The 25,183-nt window shown below is 43.7% G+C and carries 19 protein-coding genes and 5 pseudogenes; 5 read left to right on the top strand and 19 right to left on the bottom strand.

From position 1 onward, the window contains the following. Nucleotides 1–66: 66 nt before the first annotated feature. From RE628_RS01725 to RE628_RS01655, 14 genes and pseudogenes are all read right to left on the bottom strand, one after another. The gene (locus RE628_RS01725) at nucleotides 67–501 is read right to left on the bottom strand and encodes a DUF3502 domain-containing protein (RefSeq protein ID WP_309157112.1); all 435 of its coding nucleotides are present in this window, start codon (nucleotides 499–501) and stop codon (nucleotides 67–69) included. Next, nucleotides 474–1,607: an extracellular solute-binding protein gene (locus tag RE628_RS01720; RefSeq protein WP_309157111.1), complete on the bottom strand. Its 1,134-nt coding sequence runs from the start codon at nucleotides 1,605–1,607 to the stop codon at nucleotides 474–476. Before RE628_RS01720 ends, RE628_RS01725 begins: the two co-directional genes overlap by 28 nt. Before the next feature lie 64 nt (nucleotides 1,608–1,671). After that, nucleotides 1,672–2,555 (bottom strand): annotated as a pseudogene (locus RE628_RS01715) (carbohydrate ABC transporter permease). A gap of 18 nt (nucleotides 2,556–2,573) precedes the next feature. Then, nucleotides 2,574–3,503: an ABC transporter permease gene (locus tag RE628_RS01710; protein WP_309157110.1), complete on the bottom strand. Its 930-nt coding sequence runs from the start codon at nucleotides 3,501–3,503 to the stop codon at nucleotides 2,574–2,576. A gap of 268 nt (nucleotides 3,504–3,771) precedes the next feature. Continuing rightward, nucleotides 3,772–4,413, bottom strand: a complete 642-nt coding sequence (locus tag RE628_RS01705) for a TetR/AcrR family transcriptional regulator (protein ID WP_309157109.1) — start codon at nucleotides 4,411–4,413, stop codon at nucleotides 3,772–3,774. Between the two features lie 14 nt (nucleotides 4,414–4,427). Beyond that, entirely contained in the window at nucleotides 4,428–5,234 is an 807-nt protein-coding gene (locus RE628_RS01700) for a tyrosine-protein phosphatase (protein ID WP_309157108.1), read from the bottom strand. 239 nt (nucleotides 5,235–5,473) lie between these two features. Further along, on the bottom strand, nucleotides 5,474–6,832 hold the full coding sequence (locus tag RE628_RS01695; protein ID WP_309157107.1) for an MFS transporter: 1,359 nt from the start codon (nucleotides 6,830–6,832) through the stop codon (nucleotides 5,474–5,476). 125 nt (nucleotides 6,833–6,957) lie between these two features. Next, nucleotides 6,958–8,025, bottom strand: coding sequence for a DUF4982 domain-containing protein (locus tag RE628_RS01690; protein WP_309157106.1), 1,068 nt, complete (start codon nucleotides 8,023–8,025; stop codon nucleotides 6,958–6,960). Nucleotides 8,026–8,056: 31 nt separating this feature from the next. After that, entirely contained in the window at nucleotides 8,057–9,397 is a 1,341-nt protein-coding gene (locus RE628_RS01685) for a glycoside hydrolase family 2 protein (protein WP_309157105.1), read from the bottom strand. Between the two features lie 119 nt (nucleotides 9,398–9,516). After that, nucleotides 9,517–10,626 (bottom strand): helix-turn-helix domain-containing protein, encoded by a 1,110-nt coding sequence (locus tag RE628_RS01680; RefSeq protein WP_309157104.1) that lies wholly within the window; start codon nucleotides 10,624–10,626, stop codon nucleotides 9,517–9,519. Nucleotides 10,627–10,775: 149 nt separating this feature from the next. Next, nucleotides 10,776–11,425: pseudogene (pgmB, locus tag RE628_RS29435) on the bottom strand (beta-phosphoglucomutase). Continuing rightward, complete coding sequence (locus RE628_RS01665) at nucleotides 11,419–13,077, bottom strand: glycoside hydrolase family 3 protein (protein WP_309157101.1); 1,659 nt, start codon at nucleotides 13,075–13,077, stop codon at nucleotides 11,419–11,421. Before RE628_RS01665 ends, pgmB begins: the two are co-directional and overlap by 7 nt. 8 nt (nucleotides 13,078–13,085) lie before the next feature. Then, nucleotides 13,086–14,373, bottom strand: a pseudogene (locus RE628_RS01660) (MFS transporter). Nucleotides 14,374–14,678: 305 nt separating this feature from the next. After that, nucleotides 14,679–17,168 (bottom strand): GH39 family glycosyl hydrolase, encoded by a 2,490-nt coding sequence (locus tag RE628_RS01655; RefSeq protein WP_309157100.1) that lies wholly within the window; start codon nucleotides 17,166–17,168, stop codon nucleotides 14,679–14,681. 226 nt (nucleotides 17,169–17,394) lie between these two features. Between RE628_RS01655 and RE628_RS29430 the strand changes: the two are divergent. The 4 genes and pseudogenes from RE628_RS29430 to RE628_RS29415 all read left to right on the top strand — a co-directional run bounded on the left by RE628_RS29430 (nucleotide 17,395) and on the right by RE628_RS29415 (nucleotide 19,901). Next, nucleotides 17,395–18,513 (top strand): annotated as a pseudogene (locus tag RE628_RS29430) (DUF4261 domain-containing protein). Nucleotides 18,514–18,724: 211 nt separating this feature from the next. Continuing rightward, on the top strand, nucleotides 18,725–19,066 hold the full coding sequence (locus tag RE628_RS29425) for a transposase (RefSeq protein ID WP_375143030.1): 342 nt from the start codon (nucleotides 18,725–18,727) through the stop codon (nucleotides 19,064–19,066). After that, nucleotides 19,054–19,665, top strand: a pseudogene (locus tag RE628_RS29420) (IS3 family transposase); the annotation flags it as partial. The gene RE628_RS29425 and the pseudogene RE628_RS29420, both read left to right, overlap by 13 nt. Beyond that, nucleotides 19,578–19,901, top strand: coding sequence for an IS3 family transposase (locus RE628_RS29415; RefSeq protein ID WP_375142946.1), 324 nt, complete (start codon nucleotides 19,578–19,580; stop codon nucleotides 19,899–19,901). The pseudogene RE628_RS29420 and the gene RE628_RS29415, both read left to right, overlap by 88 nt. Before the next feature lie 286 nt (nucleotides 19,902–20,187). On the opposite strand, the gene RE628_RS01630 is transcribed toward RE628_RS29415, so the two are convergent. Continuing rightward, nucleotides 20,188–21,030, bottom strand: coding sequence for a LysR family transcriptional regulator (locus RE628_RS01630; RefSeq protein WP_309157096.1), 843 nt, complete (start codon nucleotides 21,028–21,030; stop codon nucleotides 20,188–20,190). 157 nt (nucleotides 21,031–21,187) lie between these two features. Between RE628_RS01630 and RE628_RS01625 the strand changes: the two genes are divergently transcribed. Next, entirely contained in the window at nucleotides 21,188–22,240 is a 1,053-nt protein-coding gene (locus tag RE628_RS01625; RefSeq protein ID WP_309157095.1) for a Gfo/Idh/MocA family protein, read from the top strand. A 55-nt stretch (nucleotides 22,241–22,295) separates the two neighbouring features. On the opposite strand, the gene RE628_RS01620 is transcribed toward RE628_RS01625, so the two are convergent. The 4 genes from RE628_RS01620 to RE628_RS01605 form a co-directional block, all read right to left on the bottom strand. Beyond that, nucleotides 22,296–22,430 (bottom strand): EamA family transporter, encoded by a 135-nt coding sequence (locus RE628_RS01620; protein WP_375143029.1) that lies wholly within the window; start codon nucleotides 22,428–22,430, stop codon nucleotides 22,296–22,298. 108 nt (nucleotides 22,431–22,538) lie between these two features. Further along, on the bottom strand, nucleotides 22,539–23,162 hold the full coding sequence (locus tag RE628_RS01615) for an EamA family transporter (RefSeq protein ID WP_309157094.1): 624 nt from the start codon (nucleotides 23,160–23,162) through the stop codon (nucleotides 22,539–22,541). A 223-nt stretch (nucleotides 23,163–23,385) separates the two neighbouring features. Beyond that, entirely contained in the window at nucleotides 23,386–23,667 is a 282-nt protein-coding gene (locus RE628_RS01610; protein WP_309157093.1) for a DUF3973 domain-containing protein, read from the bottom strand. A gap of 44 nt (nucleotides 23,668–23,711) precedes the next feature. Further along, nucleotides 23,712–25,055, bottom strand: coding sequence for an NRAMP family divalent metal transporter (locus tag RE628_RS01605; RefSeq protein WP_309157092.1), 1,344 nt, complete (start codon nucleotides 25,053–25,055; stop codon nucleotides 23,712–23,714). Nucleotides 25,056–25,183: the final 128 nt, after the last annotated feature.

Below are 25,183 nucleotides of genomic sequence, written 5' to 3'. Positions count from 1 at the left end.
AAGATGACCCTATCATGAGAGCCATCTTCTCACTATCTTATAGACTATTTTCTACGTCCTCATACACTAATGTTCGCGCGGATTATTTCTGCGTTTTAGCCATTCGTCAAGCTGTTGCTGTTTCTCGCTAACAATGATATCACTGCCTGCAGCCTTCAATTTCTCGATGAATTTAGGCAGATTTTCTGTTGGATCAAGTGTTCCTGTCTCCAGACCCACACGGTATTCTGATAATACGTTGTTTACGGCAGCCATTTCGTTCTTCACCTTGCTAACATCGAAGCTGAAGCCCAATGCCTTGGATTTCTTCGCATTTCTATTGAATTCGTCCATCTTCTTCCAGATATCCGGATCTTCTACCTTCCAAGTATAGGACAGGAACTGATTACCGAACATATACGGCGTACCGAAGTTATAGCCCAAGTTCTGAATATCCTGCCCTTGAGGATAATCAATGACGTTATCAGAAACCTTCACATAATGCTTCCCTTCAATCCCCATGTGAACAGATTGTACAGCTCTTTGTCTGTATATAATAAATTCAATAGCTTCATAGAGCTTGCAGGATCCTGAGAGTTTTTGGGGATTGACCACATCATCCCCGTGATCGAGTCCGTCGTCGAATAAGCCTCGGTTAACCGCACTGCTATCATTTCCTTGCCGCTTTTTCTCGACGCCTCGACTTCTGTTCCTGGCTTGAGATTCGAGAAATAAGCGAAGGCCTTTCCTGCCTTGACCATCTCCCGACCATCGTATTTACCCGTTCCCGCATCCTTCAACATAAATCCTTGTTGATACCAGCGACGAAGCAGATTCAACTCATCAGCATATTCTTTAGTTTCAAAGTAGTTAACTACCTTCAGATTGTTGTCATAATTCGGAAGAACGCCCACTCCCCCACCCAGCGGATCATAGGTGATATAACCAGCATCAAACGGAGCAGTTCCCGGGTTTTTGGCAACTAGAGGAACCATATTCTCTTCATTATCCTTTATACTTTGGAACACAGCGTCCAAGTCATCCAGCGATTTGATATTAGCAGGATCGATATGATACTTGTCCAACAGATCCTTACGCATCAAGATTCCGTAATCTGAAGCCAAGTCGCGTACAGGCGTAACTGCGTAAATCTCGCCATTGATTTGTGAAGCTGTGAGAAAAGCAGGATCTAGCGCCTCTTTAATTCCTTGACCATATTTATCGAGCAGGTCATTCAGTGGATTCAACTGTCCCTTGGCTACAAGTGAACCGTAACCAAAACCCGAGGAAGTAAACATCAGATCCATCTTCTCATTTCCTGCCATCATTAGATTGGTCTGTTGCTGCCAGTTGCCAAGCGCAATCGGCATCAGTTTGACAGTAGCATTGATCTTCTCCTTGGTAATCTTGCTCATGGCCTCTTGAACTTCAAGCATATCCTTCTGCTCATTTCCGAAGAAAGCTACCGTGACTTCATATGGCGCAGATCCGTTGCTACCACCTGTGGAATTGTCTCCTCCCGCCTCTTTCTTAGAGCCACATCCAGCTAATACGACGGATACAGCAATGACCAATGTTAATACGGCTTGCCACGTTCTATTTCTTTTTACTTCTGTGTTCCCTCTCATCCTTGAAGCCTCCCAATCCATGGTTTGATTATATATGCTAACCAGTTCAAGACTGAACGTAGCCTTACCCTTTGACTGCACCAACAGTGAGTCCTTTAACAAAATACTTTTGGAAGAATGGGTATGCTGCCAAGATCGGAGCTACCCCAATTACCGCCATCGCCATTCGTACGGTTTCCATCGGTGCATTTGCTGTAACATCTGCTTGACTTCCAAAGTTACTGCTCGCCAGGAACTGAATATCAAGCAAGATTCTATTAAGTAGGTTCTGTAAGCTGAATAGTTTGCTGTCCGTTATATAGATCATTCCATTGAACCAATCATTCCAGTAATTGATGGTCTGGAACAATCCGACCGTGGCCATAATAGGAAGCGACAGCGGCAATACCATTTTGGCAAAAGTCCTGAGTTCCCCAGCCCCGTCTATTTTGGCTGATTCAATGACTGCTTCCGGAATAGAAGTGGCAAAAAAAGTGCGCATCAGCATAACATAGAAGGCATTCAACAATAATCCCGGTACAATAAGCGCCCAAATCGTATTCTTGATATCAAACAGCTGAGTATATACCAGATAGGTAGGGACCAATCCGCCATTGAATAGCATCGTGAAGAATACAAAGAAAGACCAAAAGTTCCTACCAGGCAAATCCTTGCGTGATAATGGATAAGCCAACAAAGCAATAATGATCAGACCAAGCAGCGTTCCGACTAACGTAATAACTAAGGTAATGCCGATCGACTGCGTAATTTTCTCGGCATCCTGCAGTAAATAAGAATAGGCTGCAAAGCTGATCTTGTGCGGATCAATGCGTACCCGTTCTTGTAGATCTCCTGCTCGTCCGTAATCGATGAAGTGAATAACAATATAAAGGGCAGAATGCAAGTAATAGCAACAATGGTCAATATGATGTGGATGCTCCATTGCCATATCCAATTTTTGAGTTTCAACTTATTCGCTCCTTTAGCCTAGAACAGGGCATTGTCCCGACTTAATTTCTTAACTACATAATTTGAAATGAATACTAACAGGAAGCCGACCAACGATTGATATAGTCCTGCCGCTGATGACATTCCGATATCCCCAGTCGTCATAAGCGCACGGTATACGTACGTATCAATGACATTGGTTGTTGATTGCAACGCCCCAGTATTCAGCGGTACCTGATAGAATAAGCCGAAATCGGAATAGAAGATTCGTCCGATCTGTAGCAGTGTCATTACCGTAACTACAGGCATGATCAGTGGAAAAGTAATACTTCTGATCTGTCTCCATTTCCCCGCTCCATCGATGGTTGCCGCCTCATAGTATTCCTGATCGATTCCAATAATGGCTGCCAGATAGATTACACATAAATAGCCGCTGCTCTTCCAGGTATGCACAAACGTCAAAATGTAGGGCCAATATTTTGCCTCGCTGTACCAGGAGATCTCCGAAAGACCCAACATCGGCAGAATGCTCTTGTTCAGCAGTCCGTTATCCATACTCAAAACAGCAAATACTAGATATCCGATAATGACCATGGAGATCAAATAAGGAAGTAGGACGACGCTTTGATAGAAACGTGACAAGAATCGCTGCTTCACTTCATTAAGCAAGATGGCTAGGCCAACGGCGATAAACAGATTGAGAATAATAAATGCGCCATTATAAAGTATCGTATTTCTTGTAATGACGAAGGCATCCAATGTCTTAAAGAGATATTCGAAATTTTTAAATCCGACCCAGTCACTTCCGAAAATGCCCTTGGTATAGTTGTAATCCTTAAATGCGATAACGACTCCAAACATCGGCAAGTAATTGTTGATAATTAAATAAATGATGCCCGGCAGCATCATCAGAAGCAGCATGCCGGATTTTCTGCCTTTCTTCCTTTTGCCTGTAATCGATTGTGTCATGACCCATACCCTTTCCTAATTCAAATGATGATCAAAGAATATCCCCCTATTTATTGGCAGTACACTTTGGTTTACCAGCAGTAAACACCTTTAGTATAAAATCGATCTGTCAGTGTCCCATTAAAACTAGGTAAACGAATTGTTAAAAATCAAGATACTCCGTTTATGTAACTAAACGATCATTTACAGTAACAAAAAGACGCCTTCTTCTATAGAAGAAAACGTCTCTCTTTACTATTGTACAAGGCTTTGTGTACATAATTTCTGTTCATGCTCTCACAAATGCAAGGATCATATCTACCATATTTCTCAGCACAATAGCAGGGTCTATATCCTGATCCAAATGCAGCAGCTTACCACGCAGCATCATCCGTTGTAGAGTTGCGTTCACGATATTACTGATCGTATAGCCTACTGCTTTGACATCCAAGTCCTGCCGCATCGATCCATCAGCTACACCTTCCTCAAGTATCGATAAGAAAGGGTGCTGTCCGCTCCGCAAAAACGTACGGAATTTCCTTTCCAATTCTGGTGTTGGGTACTCTTCCTGATACAGTGTATCAAACATAGCAATAAACCGAATAATGTCCATACTCTGTTTGGAGACGATTATCTGCTCTTCGAGCAGGGATTGCAGCTTCTCATACCCGTTACTACCCTGATGGGCAATTCTGGCCACCTGCTCCCCGAAAGTACTCAATAGATCTATCTCCACCTCGAAGATAATCTCCTCCAGGGAGCGGAAATACTTATATAACGTTACTTTGCTGATGCCGCACGACTCCACAATGTCTTTAAGCGTAACGGATGAGAGTCCGTGCGCAATAAATAATTCCTTTGCAGTCTGAATAATATCATTTCGTCGATTATGTCTATGCTGTTCTAATTGTTCTTTCCATTTGGGTTCCATCCGATTCCCCTACTCTATTGTAGACTATTAGCTTTGAGGAGCTCTCGCTTCTCTTCAGTCAAACCGAACTCCTCTGCGAAATAAGCGTCATAGGTTCCATAATTCTCTTTAATCGTTCTGAAGACGGCTTCCATAAGTTCTTCCTTAACATCAAGCAGATGACTAAAGTTGTTCAATACCGCATCATTGGCATGTTCAGCGATTTGTCCTAATAATTTCTGATTGAAGTCTCTCATCGTCTCATTAGTTAAGAGATAATCTTCCATTACCGCCTGTTCTGATACGCCAAGCACAAGCAGTATGAGTGCTGCCCCAACTCCCGTTCTATCCTTGCCTGCAGTGCAATGATGCAGAATACCCAAATGTTCTGGCATTTGAATGATTTCCATCAAGCGTTTGTACGAAGCATTGTTCAACGGCAGCTTACTATACAATTCCCGCATATATGCATCAGCGCGGAAAGTTTTGAAGAAATCATTTTGAGCCAGGCTTTCAAGGAAATTCCCTTGCTTCTCTTCGCCTTCAGGCCCAAATGACATATTCATTCGATGATGTTGATCCTCCGCGATAGCAGGTTGCAGCTCATAGATCACATTGGGGAGAGTTGGGTCCGGCTTAAGCTGTGCTTCCTGATTACTGCGATAATCGAATATTGTCTTAATGTTCAAGCTTTTCAGCATCTCTATGTCTTTTGGAGACAACCCTGACAATTCATCAGAACGGTAAAACACTCCATACTTTACTTTACGGCCATCCGTAGTCTCATAGCCACCCATATCTCGAAAATTATGCGCACCTTCCAAAGCAATTACTCGCTGCATATTCGTCACCTCTTTATAAAATTTAGCGTAAGGATTGTTACCCTGAACGCTTATCATCATTTATTAATCAAGAGTAAATATGAATTTACTATGAGTTAACAGCTTCAGTTTACAATCGAAATGTTAGCGGTTCGTCAAATCCATGTAAAACATTGATAAACTTGCATGATTTAGAACGAAAAAAGCCGATGCGTAAAGCATCGGCTCCGATAACAAGCAGTATAAGGACGACAAATGACTTATGCTACTGTATTCTGCTTTCTGTTCTCTAAATCGGCCAAAATCTCGGAATACATCTTGGAGTTCATTTTATATCCCATATATATTAGAGCCCCCAGAATACAACCGACTGTAGGCACCCATACCATGATTTGATGCAGCGCATTCAAGGTCTGCGCACTTTGCTCAGCACCCGATACATAACCAATACCCGACAGAACCCAACCAGCGATTGCAGCCGAGAGGCCTGTAGCAAGCTTGGAACTGATCGTATGAGTAGAGAAAATAATGCTCTCCATTCTTACGCCTGTCTTCCACTCCCCGTACTCTACTGCTGAAGCTACCATGTTCGTAATAATCAAGGAATAGATCCCCATAGCCGCATTCGAAAGTCCGTCGAGAAGAACATAGAAGGTGGAAGTATCTGTACTGACGATATAGGCAAATGACAGTACGGCGTGCACAATAATAATAGCCAGCATCACTTTCTTGTCGCCGAATTTCTTGATCAGCTTCGGTGCAAATGCCACCAGCAGCAGGGTGACTGGTAAGGAAATCATCGAAGCATACGAGCCCAGAATATCGTTACCCAAGGCATATTTATAGAAATAAATCGCAATGCTTCCTTTGAGTGTAACCGGGATGTAAATACACAGTTTGCCTAGAATGACGGCAATCAATGGTGTATTAGCAAGAAGTGACTTAACCATGTCCTTGCCCTTCACTTTATTGTCCACTGCCCTCGCAGCAACGTCCCCCGAATTTTGGTTCATGAAAGTCAAAGCTTGTGCAAGCAAGAGCCCTAACACGGTAAAGATGACAGCGAGGATAATGCTTATAAGAAAGAAACCTCTTGCGTAATCATTATTACCGAGCAATTTGACTAACGGCATTTGTGCCATACCGAGACCAAACGCAGCGATCATAATCATGAATTTAGTCGTTGTCAGTAGCTTCATTCTCTTATCCTCTTCCTTCGTAATCGAAGGAACCATCGACCAGTATGAAATGTCGAAGAAGGCATACGCTGTCCAGAACAGGATAGTAATCACATAGATATATACCAGATGTGCACCGTGGGATAGTGATGGATTAAAGAACAATGCCACGAACAGTAAGCTGATGATCGGCGGAATGACCGTGATATATGGCCTATATTTTCCCCATCTTGTATTCGTCTTCTCGATAATGACGGCAATAATAGGATCGGCAATTAATCCATAAATCCTGACCACCAATAGAAGAGTTCCGATTGTTCCAGCAGAGAACCCTGCAGCCTCAGTGAAATAAAATAGAAAACCTGAAGACATCAGTGCATACACCAGATTTTGACCCAAGCCACCAAGCGCGAATCGTCTGTTCACCTTTTTGAAGTCCATATGTGTGACCCCCTTCAATAATGTAAGCGCTATCATTTGATCTTAAAGCCGTATTCTATACGACTGTACTATTTCGTTATTTTATGGCTAGAGAGTCTTTAGACCCTCTAGCCGTGTCATTTGAATTAACGTGCCTCAATCTTCACACTCTTCGAAGCGCAACCCTCAGCAGACACTGTCACCGCAATCGTCCCCACTGATGTAGGTCGAATCACTGCTAACACCTTGCCGTCAAAGGTTGTTCGTTCTGTAGCAAAGAATTCCTCATCCGACTTAGGATCAGCGCTCCCAAATCCCTGAAGCATTCCCGCCCCTTCTACCCTTACAGAAACTTTGCGATCGGCAGTGTTGTACAAATTCCCTTCTTGGTCCACAAGGGTAATCGTAATGAAAGAAAGGTCTTTATCGTTCGCTACGATCTCTGTCCGATCTACATCCACATCTAGCAGTACAGCACCACTTGCAGAGTGCAATACGGTACGTCCGATTTCCTTGTTATCCGTATACGCGATAGCTACAATTTCACCAGCTTCATAGATCGTGTCGAAGACGGCCATAAATCGGTTGGTTTCACCAGTTTCGGCCTTCCCTACGGATTGACCGTTAACCAGAAGCTCAACTTCGTCGGCATCAGAGTAAACCTCTACCTTGATCGGTTTCCCCTCATAACCTGTCCACGTCCAACTAGAGACGGAATCGCTCCAGCTCCAGTTCGTCTTAAGTTGCTCTTTGCCATAGAATTCTGGCCGATGAACCGCAATATAAGGTTTACTACGTAAACCAAATACAATCTCCCTATAATACGATATTGGACGCCGATTCCCAATAAGGTCTATGTCCCCGCACCATGCCGTTAACCATGGGAACGGACTGTCATATTTCCCTAGATTCGGAATGTCATACAGAACCTTTCCTACACCTGCTTCCCCAAGATAATCCCAACCCGTCCATGTAAAGTCGCCAATAATATGACTGTGCCTCTTCACAAGTCCCCAATTGTTATCAATATTTCCTGGGAAGGTCTCACTGCCGCAAATGATACGATTTGGGTATTTTTCCTTATCCACCAAATAGCGCGCATCCATGTAGTTGTAGCCAGCAATATCCACAGCCGCAAATGACTCCGCTGTTGCGTTGCCCACCATATCGCTAATAATAATCTCATTCATTTCCTTAATAAGATCGGCATTCATGAAACTGGTCTTCTCATCCTTACTCTCGCTGCTATTCGAATGGTCTGCCAGGTTTCATCTTCAACAGCTTGTCCATCACGGAATGAAGTCCATTTGTTGAAATCATTACAAATCTAGTATTATCAATCGAACGAACTTTCTCTGCGATTTTTCTCCCCCATGAAGCACCCATTGCACTGCCTGACTCTGGGATCTCATTACCCAGTGAATATAAAATTACACTAGGATGATTATAATTTTTGTCCACCATCGCTTGGACATCTTGTTCCCACCATGTAGGGAAGTTAAGCGAGTAATCATAGTAAGATTTAGAATTGGTCCACATGTCAAAGGCCTCGTCCATCACCAACATTCCTTGACGATCACATGCATCCAGAAAAGCCTTGCTTATAGGATGATGTGCACTGCGGATCGCATTAAAACCCGCTTCCTTCAAAATTTCAACACGACGTTCAACAGCACGGTCAATGGATGCAGCCCCAATCACACCATTGTCATGATGGATACAAGCCCCACGTAATTTTACCGTTTCTCCGTTTATACAAAGCCCTTTGTCCGGATCGATTGTAAGAGAACGAATACCAAAAGTGGTGAGTTCCTCATCTAACACTTCTTCCCCTGCAATAACGGTAGTCTTACATCTATAAAGATACGGTTGTTCCACACTCCAAAGTATAGGCTGCTTAACATATACACGTTGGCGCAATATTTCTTTCTTACCCGCAAATAGAGTTATGGGAGCTTTATCACTAGCAACTACGTTTCCTTCCGCATCTATAATTTCAGTCAAGACATTGGTCGCTTGAGGATGGAATCCTTCATTTTCTATAACCGTTGACAAAGTGACTACTGCACGATTGGAATCGATATCGGTAGTAGAGATTTTCACTCCGTCAAACAAGATATGCACAAGATTAGCTACCATAATTTTTGTGTTTCTATAGATTCCTGCTCCAGAATACCAACGGGAATCATTATAAGTACCAGCTACCACTTCAATTTCATTCTCTGCTCCATACTTAAGGAATTGGTCAGCTTTTACATAAAAGTTGGAATAGCCATATGGGCATTGTCCTGCAAAATCGCCATTGATGTAGACCCTTGCGTTCGTGTATACGCCTTCAAACTCAATAGTAATCCGCTTGTTCTTATATTCTGGTGGTACAATAAATTTCTTCGAATATTTGTAGACGCCATCAGGAAAATAACCAGTAGCACTGCCGCTTGCAGTATTGCTTCTTCTTTTCTGTTCAATCATCGCATCGTGAGGTAAAGTAACCTCTTTCGGTTGTTCTGAAGTTCCTAACACTCCCGAGAAATAACTTTCCTTAGGGACAACATACCAATTGTCGTTAAATGAATGTCTGATCACGTGTCCATCACCTTTCTCTCCACATTCTACTGATCATAGTAACCCATTGAAGTAATGGACACATTAACTTAGATAAGTATTAACATTTGAAACTGTATCCTGATCAGACTATCCAGTTTCTAACGGATTCTACGTTTCCTTTTACGATATTCTAACGGGGTCATCCCATGTTTATTGCTAAATAACTTATAGAAATGGGTTCGATTTTCAAAACCTAAAGAAGATATGATGCTTGTAATACTGAGATTTGTGTCGATAAGCATTTGCTCCGCTTTTTTGAGACAAATCATTTGGTTGTACTCGGATATGTTCATACAAGTATGCTTTTTGATGATTCTATTAATATAATCGCCATTGTAAGACAGATATTCGGCGAGTTCAGCACGAGTTACCCTGCCTTCTTGTTGCTCCATGTATCTTGTTATTTTTTCAAATAGAACCCCTTCGGCTGGAGAATCTAGTTTTATATGTGAGACACTATGATATTCAGTATTTTGGAGATACCACAAAAAACGATTAAGAAGTCCTTGTACTACATACGTATAACCAATTTGCTTATTTAATAATTCCTGTACGATGGACTTAAGGACCTCTGCCGTTTCAGACTGTTCTTTTTCAGAAATCACAGGGGCAAAATTGAGATAGTCCTTTTGATACTGCGCTTGATCTTCTAAATTCTGGGCAAAAAACTGATATACTTCGCTTACCATGTTCCCTTTTGCATTGACATCTATTAATCTCCGTATAAAATCTTTTGAAAAACATAGAAAGATCAGCAAATAATTCTGTCCAAATATCTCCAAATGGCGGGTATTACGATTCAACAGACTAGCGTGTCCTTTTTTATATAGATAATGTCCGCCTTCAATACGTTGTTCTACTTCACCTTCCAATACGTACATCAATTCAAAATAGTCATGCTTATGGAAATGGTTATTCTCTTCTACTACCTCTTTGATCGACTTCATATTTTTTTCGATTCGGAAATTATTATCATCTCCAAGAAGATCATAAGTGAACAACTTCTTTTTGTTATAAAGACCACTGTCCATCAAGGTTATACAAAACGGAGCATTCAAGCTCATGATATATTCTTCATCACCCTTAGTATGGAGAACACTCATGGGATAACTCTTATTAAGATCATTCGAATCATAATTATTTAAAGGTTGATTATTCGTTATTTCCCAAATGTTCCGCATCAAATCGGGGTATAAGAATACAGTCAATTGCTTCTCCTCCTATGCATCTGCCTAACTATCGGCTTATCAACAAAATAATCGAGTTCATCGTTCATGTAAACCTTCTGAATTTACCACAATAAAAAAGATGACCCCTATCCAGGAAGTCATCTTCTCATTATTCTTCTCTTAAGAATCTAGCTCAAGTCTTGCAGACGCAGTTCCAACAAGCACTTCACTACATAATCCGCATGTGACAAAATGATTGGATCGCCAACACCGATCGAATACATGTCTGCCCGATTGATCGCCTCCACTCCAGCTGCGGCATCTTCGATGCCGACGCAGTTATCTGGAGAGAGCTGTAGCAGTTTAGCCGCGGTCAGGAAAATCTCTGGGTCTGGCTTGCCATTCTGAAGCGTACCCGGGTCAACAATAACATCAAAATAATGGCGGAGCCCTAACTTATCCAATATAAACGGTGCATTATGGCTGGCCGAGGCCAGACCTGTGCGAATATCGGCTTGCCTCAGCTCCTGCAAGAGGGACTCCACCCCGGGAGGATATCCTTAGGAGTAATGGAACTGATCAATTGCAGATAGTACCCATTCTTTCGAGCGGCCAGCTCTATTTTCTCATCCATGGTATAAGAGTTTGCCTTATCTCCTGACTCCAATATCCTCTCCAAGGACTCCATGCGGGAAATACCCTTCAGATGCTCATTAAGCTCCCGGTTCACCAGAATCCCCAATTCTTCGCCAAGCTGTTTCCAGGCCAAGAAGTGAAATTCCGCCGTATCCGTAATCACTCCGTCCAGATCAAATATAATGCCCTTAATCTCTAGCATCTTGTATCAAACATCCCGCAGAAAGCATCAACAGGACTAACCCCTTTGAATTCACTCTCGCCAACCAGCTTCTTGACGACCATCTCGATATTCTTGTCTGCATTACTATAGGCATTGATATAAGTCGGAATCCGCGGTGCATCGTAAAGATGGTACGGGTTGCCGAACGAGATCATGATCACCGGAAGTTCCTTCACGAACCAAGGCATATACTGCCCCGCAGGCATCCCCCACTCGATACGGTTCGAGGTCTGATTGCTCTTGACCTGATAGTCGCAAGCGTAAATAACCAAATCATAATTGGCTCTCAAATCCGCTACCTTACCAAATATAAGGCTGAGATCCATTTTCTTTGTATCGAACACTGTAACCTGGAAGCCCTTCATTTCAAGCTCTTTGGCTAAAATATCACCGCTCTTGTCCTCATTTCCAAGCGAGATCAGCAGTATTTTGTGATAGGTTTCCGTGTTAATAGGTAGAATTCGATCGTTGTCCTTCACCAATGTAATTGATTGATCGAAGACCCGCTCCACTAGGTGTACAGATGGCGACAGTTCAATCTCAGCAACCATCTTCGTATTTATGCTCTCCTTCATGCCCAGAATACGCACTAATGCTTCATTTAATCGGTCATTCGAAATTACACCGCGCATCACCGCTTGCAGAACGGCTGAATAATCCTCCTCCAGATCCTTTGTGAACAGCAGCATATCGCAACCCGCATTTATCGCATTGACCATCGTCTCTTGTCTCGTAGCAAAACTAGTAAATCCACACATACCCGAGGCATCCGTAATAATCAAGCCATTGAAACCTAAACGATCCCGTAATAGACCTTTCAATAAATGCCTGGATAATGTCGCAGGCAGCAGTTCTTGATCATTAATGCCCGGCTGAACCATTCTCTCAAAGGCCGGAAGCAGAATATGACCGGCCATCACGCAAGGAACTCCCTGATCAATAAGTTCCTTGTAGACTGCTCCATAGCTCTCCTCCCACTGCTCGAAGGGGAGACTATTCACAGAAGCGAGAACATGTTGATCTCGATCATCCACGCCGTCACCAGGGAAATGCTTGATCACCGGCTGGATACCGTTATCCATAAACCCTTTACAGAAGCTCAAAGCCATATCCTTAACATGCTCAGCATCCTCACCGAACGCACGTGTGCCGGTAATCGGGTTCAAGCAATGATAGTTAAGGTCCACTACAGGAGCGAAGGCCATATTCGCTCCAAGAGCACGGCTTTGCTTCCCTATATCACTAGCAGCAAGGTTAACTAACTGCGGGTCATTTGTCGCGGAGAGCTGCATCAGACTTCCGTAGCTGACTCCGCCCTCCACCAGACCGTTCACTCCATTCTCCAGATTCGCGGAAATGAATGGGGCAATCCGGCTGTTAGCCTGGATCAGATCAATGATCTCTGCGGCTTTCGCCTGTGGGGTCGGCCGTAGCATCATTCCGCCCGGCTGTATATTCCGTACCATCTGTAATACATTCTCATCGCTCATGAACTGTCCATAATACGCCAGGAAGAATAATTGTCCTACCTTATCCTGCAAAGACATTTGTTCAATCTGATTAGTAACCTTCTTCCGCTGCCCCTCGGATAGATAGAATGGTTTCTCCATCAAAATATCTGTGTTAATCATTGACTAGCTCACACTCCTGCATTTTGCTTTCTACTCTCTAAGTCAGCCAAAATCTCGGAATACATCTTGGAGTTCATTTTATATCCCATATATATTAGAGCCCCCAGAATACAACCGACTGTAGGCACCCATACCATGATTTGATGCAGCGCATTCAAGGTCTGCGCACTTTGCTCAGCACCCGATACATAACCAATACCCGACAGAACCCAACCAGCGATTGCAGCCGAGAGACCTGTAGCAAGCTTGGAACTGATTGTATTCGTTGAGAAAATAATGCTCTCCATTCTTACGCCTGTCTTCCACTCCCCATACTCTACTGCTGAAGCTACCATGTTCGTAATAATCAAAGAATAGATCCCCATAGCTGCGTTCGAAAGTCCGTCGAGTAGAACATAGAAGGCGGAGACATTGTGCTGACGATATAGGCAAATGACAGTACAGCATGCACAATGATAATAAATAACATTACTTTCTTATCGCCAAATTTCTTGATCAGCTTCGGTGCGAATGCCACCAGCAGCAGAGTAGCCGGCAGTGAGATCATCGAAGCATACGAGCCCAGAATATCGTTGCCCAAGGTATATTTATAGAAATAAATCGCAATGCTTCCTTTAAACGTAACCGGGATATAGATGCACAGTTTACCTAGAATGACGGATATCAACGGTTTATTAGCAAGAAGCGACTTGACCATGTCCTTGCCCTTCACTTGAGTACTCTCCGCTCTCGCAGCAACATCCTCCGAATTTCGGTTCATAAAAGTCAAAGCTTGTGTGAGCAAGAGCCCTAACGCTGTAAAGATGACACCGAGGATGATACTTATTAGGAAGAAGCCTCTTGAGTAATCGTTGTTACCTAGCAATTTGACCAACGGCATTTGTGCCATTCCAAGACCAAACGCAGCGATCATTATCATAAATTTACTAGTCGTCAGCAGCTTCATTCTCTTATCCTCTTCCTTCGTAATAGAAGGAACCATCGACCAGAAGGAAATATCGAAAAACGCATACGCCGTCCAGAAAAGTATAGTAATCACATAAACATATACTAGATGGGCACCATGAGATAGGGATGGATTAAAGAACAATGCCACGAACAGTAAGCTAATAATGGGCGGAATCACCGTAATATACGGCCTATATTTCCCCATCTTGTATTCGTCTTCTCTATAATGACAGCAATAATGGGGTCGGCAATTAATCCGTAAATCCTGACAACCAATAGAAGTGTTCCAATTGTTGCAGCAGAGAATCCGGCGGCCTCAGTGAAGTAAAAAAGAAAACCTGTAGACATCAATGCATACACCAGGTTTTGACCCAAGCCACCAAGCGCGAATCGTCTATTCACTTTTTTAAAATCTAGCATAATGTAACCCCTTTCTTTTTATAGTTAAATCTTAGTTTTTTTAATGGCACCACGCTAACAGGTTTTTGACCTAACCCTTGTCGATTATTGCCATGGGCCATCTTTTCGGAGCAAAACCTACGTATTGTTGCACAAACACTTCCTGTTTTTTTATTTGTCCTGCAAATCACAAAGAAACGCATGCTCAGCTTCCTAAAATCAGGAAACCAGGCATGCGCGTTAAGCCAGGAATATTATATTGTCTTGTCCATCTTGAGGAATACGATTTCGTGAGGCTCGAGACTAAGCTCGAAGACGAAATCGCCCTGAATTCTCTCCTTCTGAATCTTCATCCGTGGAACGGAAATACTCTTTAAATAATTCACATACTCAGGGTTCATCTCTGCCCCGCCGGAATCGACCCACGTATCATAGGTAGAGCCATAAATCCGGTTCACTTGCTGCTTCGTGATCGTATATGAACCGTACACATTCTGCAATGTAAGCTTGAGATGCTTATCCGCTTCCTCCGCAAACACGCCGTACCTATTTTTTAAAGATATATGTGATGTATTGAAGGTCTTGTACAGCTCATCATATTCCTGGTAATTATGAATCAAGATTTGATAGTTATCCTCATCATCTTTCGTTACAATCAATTGCTCATCACGATATACAAGCGTATCGCCCAGCTGATTCAGATAAGCTATCGCATAATAGCTAGGCTTTCGGATACCCTCAACCGTCATTAACCCGAATCCTCCATGGAAAGTATCCAAGGATAACAGATGCTCGTCGAAAATATCCGATAAAGTCCAGAACCCCATAACATCAACATAACCCACAGAGCTAATTACATTTTTGACGATAAAAGAAGCCATAAACACCGTATCATGCAGCAGATCTCGCGGATCGGAGGAAGAGTTCCATTCCGTAATAATCGTTCTTCCCTGATTTACACTAGGCGCTGCGTGAATCAGCCGATGTATCTCCTTCACAGTCGATACGATGTAATTGGAGTCAGCGTAAGAATACAACCCTTTTCGACTCGCCGTCCATAAGTTGAAGTAGGTTGCCTCCAGATTCCATTCGATCGGGTAAATATGGTAAGTGAAGCTATCGAGGATAATGTCATTCTCCTCCATAAACTTCAGGGCTTTACTCGTCCATTCGGTATTCACTACAGACCAGCTTGTGCCGCTGAAGCCGCTCACCTTCAATTTACTGTCTACTTTTTTGATAGTCTGATAGGTCTCCTTGAAGAAATGTAAATATTCATCTTGCGTCCCATGCCAATAAAATCCTTCAAGGTCAGGCTCATTCCAGATCTCAAAATCCCATGTTCGGATAACCGCCTGGCCATAACGATTGATTAGGTGACGGATGAATTGCCCGACCAGCCGGGTCCAATCATGGATATCTTTCGCCTGAGACGTATTCGCCTCCCATCGGTACATCGTCTGCTTCCCACTCGCTAGAGCATTTGGCATGAAGCCCAGCTCAATAAAAGGAAGGATTCGATGCTCGGTGAAGAAGTCAAATATTTTATCGATATATCTGAAATTGTATGCTTTAACCCCATTCTCCTCATGGTAGACCATTAAATCGTCCGAGAAAATGCCATGGAATCTTACGCGGTTCAAGCCTGCTTCCTTACATGCCTGAAGCAGTTGATTCTGCAAGTCGGCATCCAGCAGTTCCTTCGCTCTCCCAACGCCGATCATTCGGGTAATCGAGGAATCATATGGTGCAAGATTGCTAGACATATCAATGACTCTCTCCTCATAGCTAGAAGAATGGAAGGATTCATTCGTAAACCGATCCTCTTGATGCTCCGGTCTGAATAAGTCGCTCAGTGAATCCTCTCTCATCAAATTGATGTAATTGTACAGGGAATGGGTAATATCCTCTTCCTTGATCGCAAGCCCCTGTTTATTTAGACTCCGATATTGATTGGGCGCCATGCCAAAATGTTTCTTGAACCTATCATTGAATGAGCTGATCGAATTGAAGCCCCTAGCAAAAATTATATCGCTAATCTTCCGGTCGGTAATCACGAGATCGGAGCATACAAGCTGCAGCCGATACTCAAAAATATAAGTCATCATATTGATGCCAAGGCTCTTCTTGAACAGCTTCGACAGATAGGCCGGACTCATGCTAAACTCACGCGCAGTATCTTCCAAGGTGAGAGGCTCAGCGATATTATTGTTGATAAATAAGAGAATATCCATGATTTTTCTATCCAGGGAGAGAACGCCCTCTTGCTCCTGCTTCTCCCGCGAAAAACGCTGCTCGATCAAGTTCAATATTTCTAGCACCTTCACCTTGCGGAGAAGATGAGTATTTCTCTGCTTCTTAATGTCCATGAGCGCTAATTCCGATAAATATCTCTTCAATAGAGCGATGTCATTCGCTGTCGTCTGATGGGCAATTCCAAAGGTCATCGAATCGAGGCTCCCCATCTCGCTGCGCAGAAAATCCTCACGGATCTGCAGCGCATAGACGATGTTATCGCTTGTCAGCGACTGGATAGAGTGACGGTAACAGCTATTAACAATGGCGACCTCCCCTTCGCTGAGCACCATTTCCTGCTTCTCTATCTCCAGCTTGATCGAGCCTTTGATAATGAAAATAATCTCCATGAAATCATGCCAATGATAGGGTACAACCTGCACCTGGTGGATTAGTAATCTATAAGGAACCGTGTAATTTTGCGGTAGTACAATGCTCTCGTATTGCATATATTCCCCTCCTGGTCTGCAGGTTAACTATCATCCCATTTGTCTCTCTACTATCTTAGAAAAACAGTTGTATAGCAATAGCAAAGATTTCTGGCTTGCGACTAAATGTTCAGATCAATCTATTGTAATTAGCCGTCAAGGACCATTGCCTATCATTCTTATTCCTAGTAATATACAATTATTTAGGAAGATATTAGGAAACCATACTGATAAAGGAGAGGAATTAATGACGATTCAGCAGCAAGCAGCCTTGCAGTCGATGATTGAGTGGCTGGAGCATGAAAATGAGCTTGGTCGAAAGCCTAGCAAAATAGAGATTGCAGGAGAGTTTCAGCTGCACAATATGCACTACTATATTTTCAAGTACAAGAAATCCATGCTAGGAAAATGGTTACTCGGAGTCTGCGGCGGATATGAGGATCCATCCGATACAGAGCACTGCGGTCATATCTTCAGCGAGATGCAGCCTTATGATTCGGCAACTGCAGAACAAGAAGCCATCGCGATGGTAGAGATGATCAGGGAATACTGGATGAAGCAGGCGGCGGCCATTGAGGCAGAGCACGAGGATACGGAGGAGGAAGAAGGCCCATCCGGCATTTTTAACGGATTCGTGCTGTTGAATACTCATGAATGCGATCTCGAACAGATCAAGGCGAATTTACTGGAAGACTGGGGCATCGTCTGTCCACCGACAGATGAAGATGAATCGAGTTCTGCGGCGGAGAGAGGGGACTCTAGTCTTTGAAGCAGATGGCTTCACCCTAGCACTCAGTTTCGTAGATGCGCCCGTACCAGATGGGGAAGCCGAACATAACGCAAAGACGAACTATCTCTGGAAAGAGGCCCCTCAGGTAACAAAGACACATGTCGCGCAAATTATCTTAGCTGTCTTTACACGTTCCGGCTCATCTCTCGATAGTGGTAAGCTGTATTCGAAGCTAGCGGCAAGCTGCTTGAAGCTACCTAATGCGATTGGAATTTATACTGCAGGAACCGTATTCCAGCCAGAACCATATATTGAAATGGCTGAACTCATGAAGCAAGATGACATATTGCCACTGCTAAACCTTGTCTACTTTGGTCTGGTTGGAACAGAGACCGGTATGGGGCATACACCTACGGCTTGAGAGCATTCGGCAAAAGTGAGATTGAGATCATTGACAGTCAGGCCACACCGGGCGACCTGCGTGATTTCCTAATCGATATTTCCGATTATGTCGTTACGAATAATGTCACTCTACGAGACGGGGAGACGATTGGCTTCTCTGAAGAACAGAAGCTGGCCATCACCCGTTCCGAAGGTGTATACGTTGAAGGGGATACTCTGAAGATTAAATTCTGAGGTTGCCTAATAGCTTAATCTCAAACACGTATTCCTTCCGCTGCCTACAATGACAATGGGATTAAAAAACTGCAAAAATGCAGTTTTTTACATGCGAAATCGCCTATTTTTAGAAAAAGCCTGCAAATTGGTATTATCCCCTTCAAGTAGACACTCAAAAAAACCTCCATGTTAAGATGGAGGTTGGAGTGACACTTGGAGGGGATATTTTATGGCTAGAAAGGGACAAACATTCAACACATATACTGAAGAATTCAAATTAAAGGCAGTCCAAGCTTATTTGAAAGGCTCTGCAAGTTACAAGGTAGTGGCCGAACGAGAGGGAATTCGTAATTGTTCGCAGCTAAAGGTTTGGGTGAAGAAGTGGAAAAACGGTGAGTCACTTGGTAAGAGTAAAGGTGAAGTAAATCCACTGAAGGGACGTCCACGTACGTCGTTTGGAAGTGTCGAAGAAGAGCGAGATTACCTGAAAGCACAGGTAGATTATTTAAAAAAGCGGTATCCAAATCTAGTAAAGGAGAAGCCCCCAGCCAGCAAGAGAACTATAAAATAGTGGAAGAACTACGCGGCTCTCACGGCATTACACGTTTGCTAACCATTGCAGGAATACCAAGAGCCAGTTATTACAAATGGCGAGCCACAAACCCTGAGCGTGAGGCAAGGCGAGACAAGGATCATGGAATTAAAGAACATATGATGGCTATCCATTTTGCACACCCAGAGTTTGGCTACCCGCGCATGATGACCGCCTTATGGGAAGCCGGTTACAAGGTGAATCATAAAAAAGTATCGAGGATCATGAGTGAATTATCGATCCAATCGGTGATACGGAGAAAGCGAAAACAGTCCAATTATACGCCTTCTGTTGTCTATCCCAATCGCTTAAAGCGCCAATTCCATGCTACAGCACCGCAGCAAAAAATGGTCACTGACATTACCTATATTTCCGACGGAAAGAAATTTTATTATTTATCCGTCATCCAAGATTTATTTAACAACGAGATTGTCGCCTGGAATTTGTCAGAACGTAACGATGTTGAACTCGTACTAGATACAGTAAAAGAATGGGCAAAGAAAGAGACGTTTCGGAAGCCGTGCTCCATTCGGATCAGGGCTTCCAATACACGTCTCAGGCATACAACACGCAATTAGAAGCACTCGGCGTTAAAGGCAGCCACTCTCGCAAAGCAACCTGCCTGGATAACGCATGCATCGAATCCTTCTTTTCGCATCTCAAAACAGAGAAGCTGTATATTAAACAGTGTAGATCAGGAGCAGAAATTCAGCAAGCAGTAGAAGATTATATTTATTTCTACAACTATCACCGTTTTCAAGCCAAATTGAAACAACGCGCACCGATTGAGTACCGGTGCGCGCTAGCAGCTTAGCTTTTTTTATATGTCTACTTGACAGGGGTATGACCAAATATGCAGGCTTTTTTGTTCTTTTCTTCGAAATTGAGCTGGAACGGGAGAAAAAGATGCATATTTGCAGGAATTTCCGAGATGTGGAGCGGTATCCCGATAAAAAACTGCATTTTTGCAGGAATTTCTCCTTTGGGCCGAAAAATTGTCAGTCTTCAGCATAGGTAGGGCAAAATCAGGCCCAAGGATCGCCGTCAACTATAGAACCTTCGCTCCTCGGTGGTACTCTCCACCCCTGCCCCGCCCGCTGTTAATCAGCAGTTACAATCATATTCATGAGCTGCTGCTCAATTCCGGTAATTTTATGGCTCACTCTATAACAGATAAATTTCTCGAGCTCACAAGCGGGATGATCAATCACCCGATAATCTCTGATTCCTAGCACGGCCGTGTCAGACTCGGGGATAAGACTTACCCCCATGCCCAGCTGGCACATACTAACCAAGGACTCCAAAGCGGCAATTTCCACAAAATCTGTGCGCGTTACTTGATGATCCTCTTGCAATTGATCGAACACCTTCTTGTAATAACAATTGCTAGAGGAAATAATCAGATTCTCGCTCTCCAGAATCTTATCCAGTGGTTTATCGATATTTCTACCGATTAATACTAATCTCTCAGTTCCGTACTTCTTGTAATGAAGCCCCTTCGCATCCGTTTTTCCAACTAGAAAGCCTACGTCGATCATTCCATCGGTAATCTCATTCTCGATCTTTTGCGTATTTCCGGTCCTGATCGTTACCGTCAGATGCTTATACTTCTCATATAATGCTCCCATCGCTTGATTGAAATTAGGTGGATTTTTACTCACCATAAGGCCGATTCTCAGCGCCGGACTCTCCTGGCTCATCATGCTCCGGGTCTCTTCCCACAACAATACGATCTTCTTGAATTGGGCATAGAGCTTCTTACCCTCTTCATTTAACTCCATCCCTCTGGGTCTTCTATAGAATAGTTCTGAATCAAATTCGCTCTCGATCTTCTTGATCTTGGCCGTCATATTGGATTGCAACTGATGCAGCTCCTGCGCAGCAGACGATATGCTTCCGTGCTCTGCGACCGTGATGAACGCCTTCATATTCTCAATATCCAACAGACCTCATCCCTTACGTATCATTTTTTCTGATATATAGATTAAATATATACATTATTTTTAATATCACAGCAATATTATACTACTGCTAAAGACAGGGAGGTTATAGGATGAAGAAAATAAAAACAGGCATTATCGGAGGATCGATTCGAAACCGGTGGGCCAGTTCAACGCATATCCGGCTCTGCTCCAAAGTGAGCTGCATGAAATAACAGCAATAGCGACTACAAATATGACTTCGGCCCAGGAAGCGGCAAATCAGATTGGAAATGTCAGCGCGTATGACGATTACACTAAAATGCTCGAATCCTGCGATGTCGACATGGTTATTGTCAGCGTGAAAGCCCCTTATCACCACGAAATCGTGCTTAATGCGATCCGTGCCAATAAGCATATTTACTGTGAATGGCCTCTGGCCGTCACGACAAGCGAAGTCGACGGGATTATGGCACAGATCAACGGCATTTCGGTCCGGCATGCTATCGGATTACAGTCACGCCAAGCCGACGAAGTAAGCAAGGTCAAGGAGATAATCGATCAACAAGAGATTGGCAAGATTTTAGCCGTTAATGTGAAGTCTTCGACACAGGCCAAGGGCAACTGGGTAGACTCTGGAAGTAGCTATATTTTGGAACGCAACAATGGAGCGACATTACTGACAATCAACGGTGGGCATGCCTTGGATATTGTGAGCTACCTGTTCGGTCATTTTACCGAGGTTCAGGCCAGTCGCCATACACACTACACCAAAGCTCACATTACGGATCAGGATCATACCATCAACAAAAACATAGAAGATCAGTATCTTATCCAAGGCAAAATCAACCGTGACATTCCTATCTCCATCCATCTACAGGGCGGAGCTTATCCTCAATTCATGCTGGAAATTCAGGGGGAACGAGGCATTATACGGCTGTACCAAAATTGCTCCATTGGCCATCCGCAATACGGCGGTCTAAGTATCTCTCTGGTGAAATACGATTCAACAAGGTCGATTATCACAAGTCAATCGAATGACTTCGCCGTTATCATGGAGGACACGAATGAGTCCCCCTTCACCAATGTATTCCGGGCTCACCAAACCTTCGCTAAAGACATCCTGCTAAATAACAAGGAAACTCCCGACTTTCACTATGCCGCATATTTGCATCGATTGATCACTGCTATAGAGCGATCGGCGGAGACTGGAGAGAGAATACACTGCATTTAACAAAAAAAGGACACCCCTCCGGGTGTCCTCTTATGCTTTATTAACTTGGCCTAATCTAGAACAGCAGCAGCAGTGTACCGCCAACTACGAACAATAAGCCAATGAAGGCTTTGACAGAAAGCTTCTCCCTAAGAACTAGATAAGAAAATATAACTGTAACGACAATACTCAGCTTATCGATCGGTACCACCAGGCTGGCCTTACCAGCCTGCAGTGCACGATAGTAGCAAAGCCAGGACAGACCTGGTCGCCAAGCCCGACAGCCCTATGAACAGCCAGCTTTTCTTGTCGATCTCCTTCATTTGTGTATGCTTCTTCTGGAAAAATACAATCCCCAAGCGATGACCAACACAACAACGGTACGAATGGCCGTGCCCAGATTGGATTCGATATCTTGAATGCCGATCTTGCCAAGGATCGAGGTCAAAGCAGCGAAGATGGCGGACAGCAGCGCATAGATCAACCAGCTTCTTCGCTTTGTGCCCGTGGATTCCGCAGAATCCGCCTTCTTCTGGATCATCAAAAATGTCCCCAGTGCAAGCAAGACAATCCCGATACCCATAAATATCGTAGGTACTTCCCCAAGGAACATAAAAGCCAGAAGAATCGTCAGGATCGTGCTGCTCTTATCGACCGGAGTCACCTGATTCACCGTTCCGAGTTGTAGTGCTCTAAAATAACATAGCCAGGAAGCACCGGTAGCTGCGCCGGATAAGACTAGAAACAGAAGTGTGCGTGAGGTTATTGTATCTATCGTATGCTGTGAGCCGACAATGAAAACCATAAGCCAGGAGAACAGTAGGACAACGATCGTCCGCAGCGCCGTGGCCAGGTTTGAATCCGTGTTCTTGATTCCGATTTTGGCAAGAATAGACGTCATACCTGCAAATAACGCCGAACCAAAAGCGAATAGGAGCCACATATATATCACTTCCCTATAATGATTGTTCGTTTGAACAGGACAGCTCAATTATTAGCCGTATTTATGTACAAACCTATTATATACCGGTCTAAACGCAAACTCGATCCTTACCAGTCGTTATGTAACAAGAAGGAGCTATCCCTTTTGGGACAGCCCCGTATTATGATGTTGGTTTTTCTTTAATCCTCATCGTATTATTATGTCGGTTAGGTTCCCATCCCCATCACCCCGACCAAGCGGCCGTCTCTTTTATTGCGCTGATTGCCCCTCCGAACTCCCGGTCAGGTTTGATTAACTCATAAATGGGCATCCAACGATCTCCCGTCTCCAATGCGCAATCTCTTCTTATGTGTAAATGTTCTCCTTTTACGATCGGATCACACATTCCAAGATGAAACTTGGTTCCCGTACCTGTATCATCAATAAAATATCCCCTCTTGAAAATTTCCCCCGCCGTATACCTATCATCATGAAGACTCTGACACACGATGCAATAATAATACATTACCTCTTCACCTCTCCTTATGAAATTGATAACTTTCTTCATGTTTAAGACATAGTTCCGTTTAATGTTAAAATAATCGTTACCACCGACACCGCCGAATAAAGTGATACGATTCCCCATCCAAGCAGGCGTTTCCATCCTGAGTTGGCGTATTCCCCCATAACCTTTCGATTGTTGGTAAGCAGAACTAGGAAGATCAAATCCGGAACAAACAACATGGTCGCAAAAATCTGCGTAAAGACGGCCAGCATACTGAGCGGTAAGTCCGGAATTAATATAACTACAGCTCCTAGTAACAGACAGCCAAAGTAGAGACCATAAAACTTCGGTGCCTCCGATATCTTATTATTCTGGCTCCTCTTCCAACCAAAGGCTCCGGCAACGGTATAGGCTGAAGAAAAGGAGATCGTAATGGCAGCGAGCCAACCGGCATTAAACAATCCCAAGGCGAACAAAATGCTACCTATGCGACCGGTAACCGGCACGAATGCGGTAATCAAATCCGCCGGATTGGAGTCGTCGATATTAGCCACATGGCCCATAAGCGCAGCACCGCAGATCATAACGGCCGCCGCAAAGATCGGCTGAAGCAAAGAGCCGAGGGCAATATCGATACGTCCTAACCGCAAATCCTTGCGCGTTAACCCTTTGTCTAGCGTCGTGTTGTTGTTGTAATACAGCATAAATGGAGCGATGGCATTTCCGATGGTCGCTAGGATAAATATCAGCATCCCATCTGATTTTAGGTCCCATGTTATACTCGGCCAGCTGGTAAATACTTTACCGATCTCAGCAGGATCGGGATGAGTCATGAAGGCGACGATGATGAATACGACATTGACTACGCCAACCAATATCCCTAATCGCTCCTTAGACCAATATCCCATAAAGAACATTACAAAACTGACAAAGGCAAAACTGATGAGATCAGCTAACCATAACGGCAGCCCCATAAGGGTCAGTCCAGCCGTCATTCCCACAAACTCGGTTATAATGTACATCAAATTTGCCAGCCCTAAGGCTGCTACACTGGTGTAATGCCAGAACTTCCCGAAATAACGAAGCAGCAGTTCCCTGTATTCGGTCTTGGTGACCGCCCCTAGACGCATCGACATCTCCTGCATGTTATAGTCAATCGGCGCGAGCAGAAACAATAACGGGAGGAAGAAGCTTATGCCAAACACAGCTCCAGTCATCGTATAACTGATCATGCCTCCGGCATCATTGTTAGACAGTGAAGAAATAATACCTGGTCCAAGAAGTGCCCAGAACAGCCACAGCTTTCTTTTAAATCCCACCTTGCCTTTGGTCGCCTTCTCTCGAAAGGAAATACTTATGTCTGATTGACTTTCCTCTGAAGGAGCTACACCCGATTGCACTTCGCTCATTCACTTATCACTTCCCATATGTTGTAGTCGTTACATGGATATATTATTGCGGAGCGTTGAGACATGTGCATGGCCACCTCAACATTGTTGAAAAAATCTCAACACTCTCCTCTATAAATGAACAAAAA

The sequence above is a fragment of the Paenibacillus sp. D2_2 genome (assembly GCF_031199965.1).
Taxonomy (GTDB): domain Bacteria; phylum Bacillota; class Bacilli; order Paenibacillales; family Paenibacillaceae; genus Fontibacillus.
Note: the sequence above shows the minus strand (reverse complement) of the source record. Positions and strands in the feature narration are given on the sequence as shown.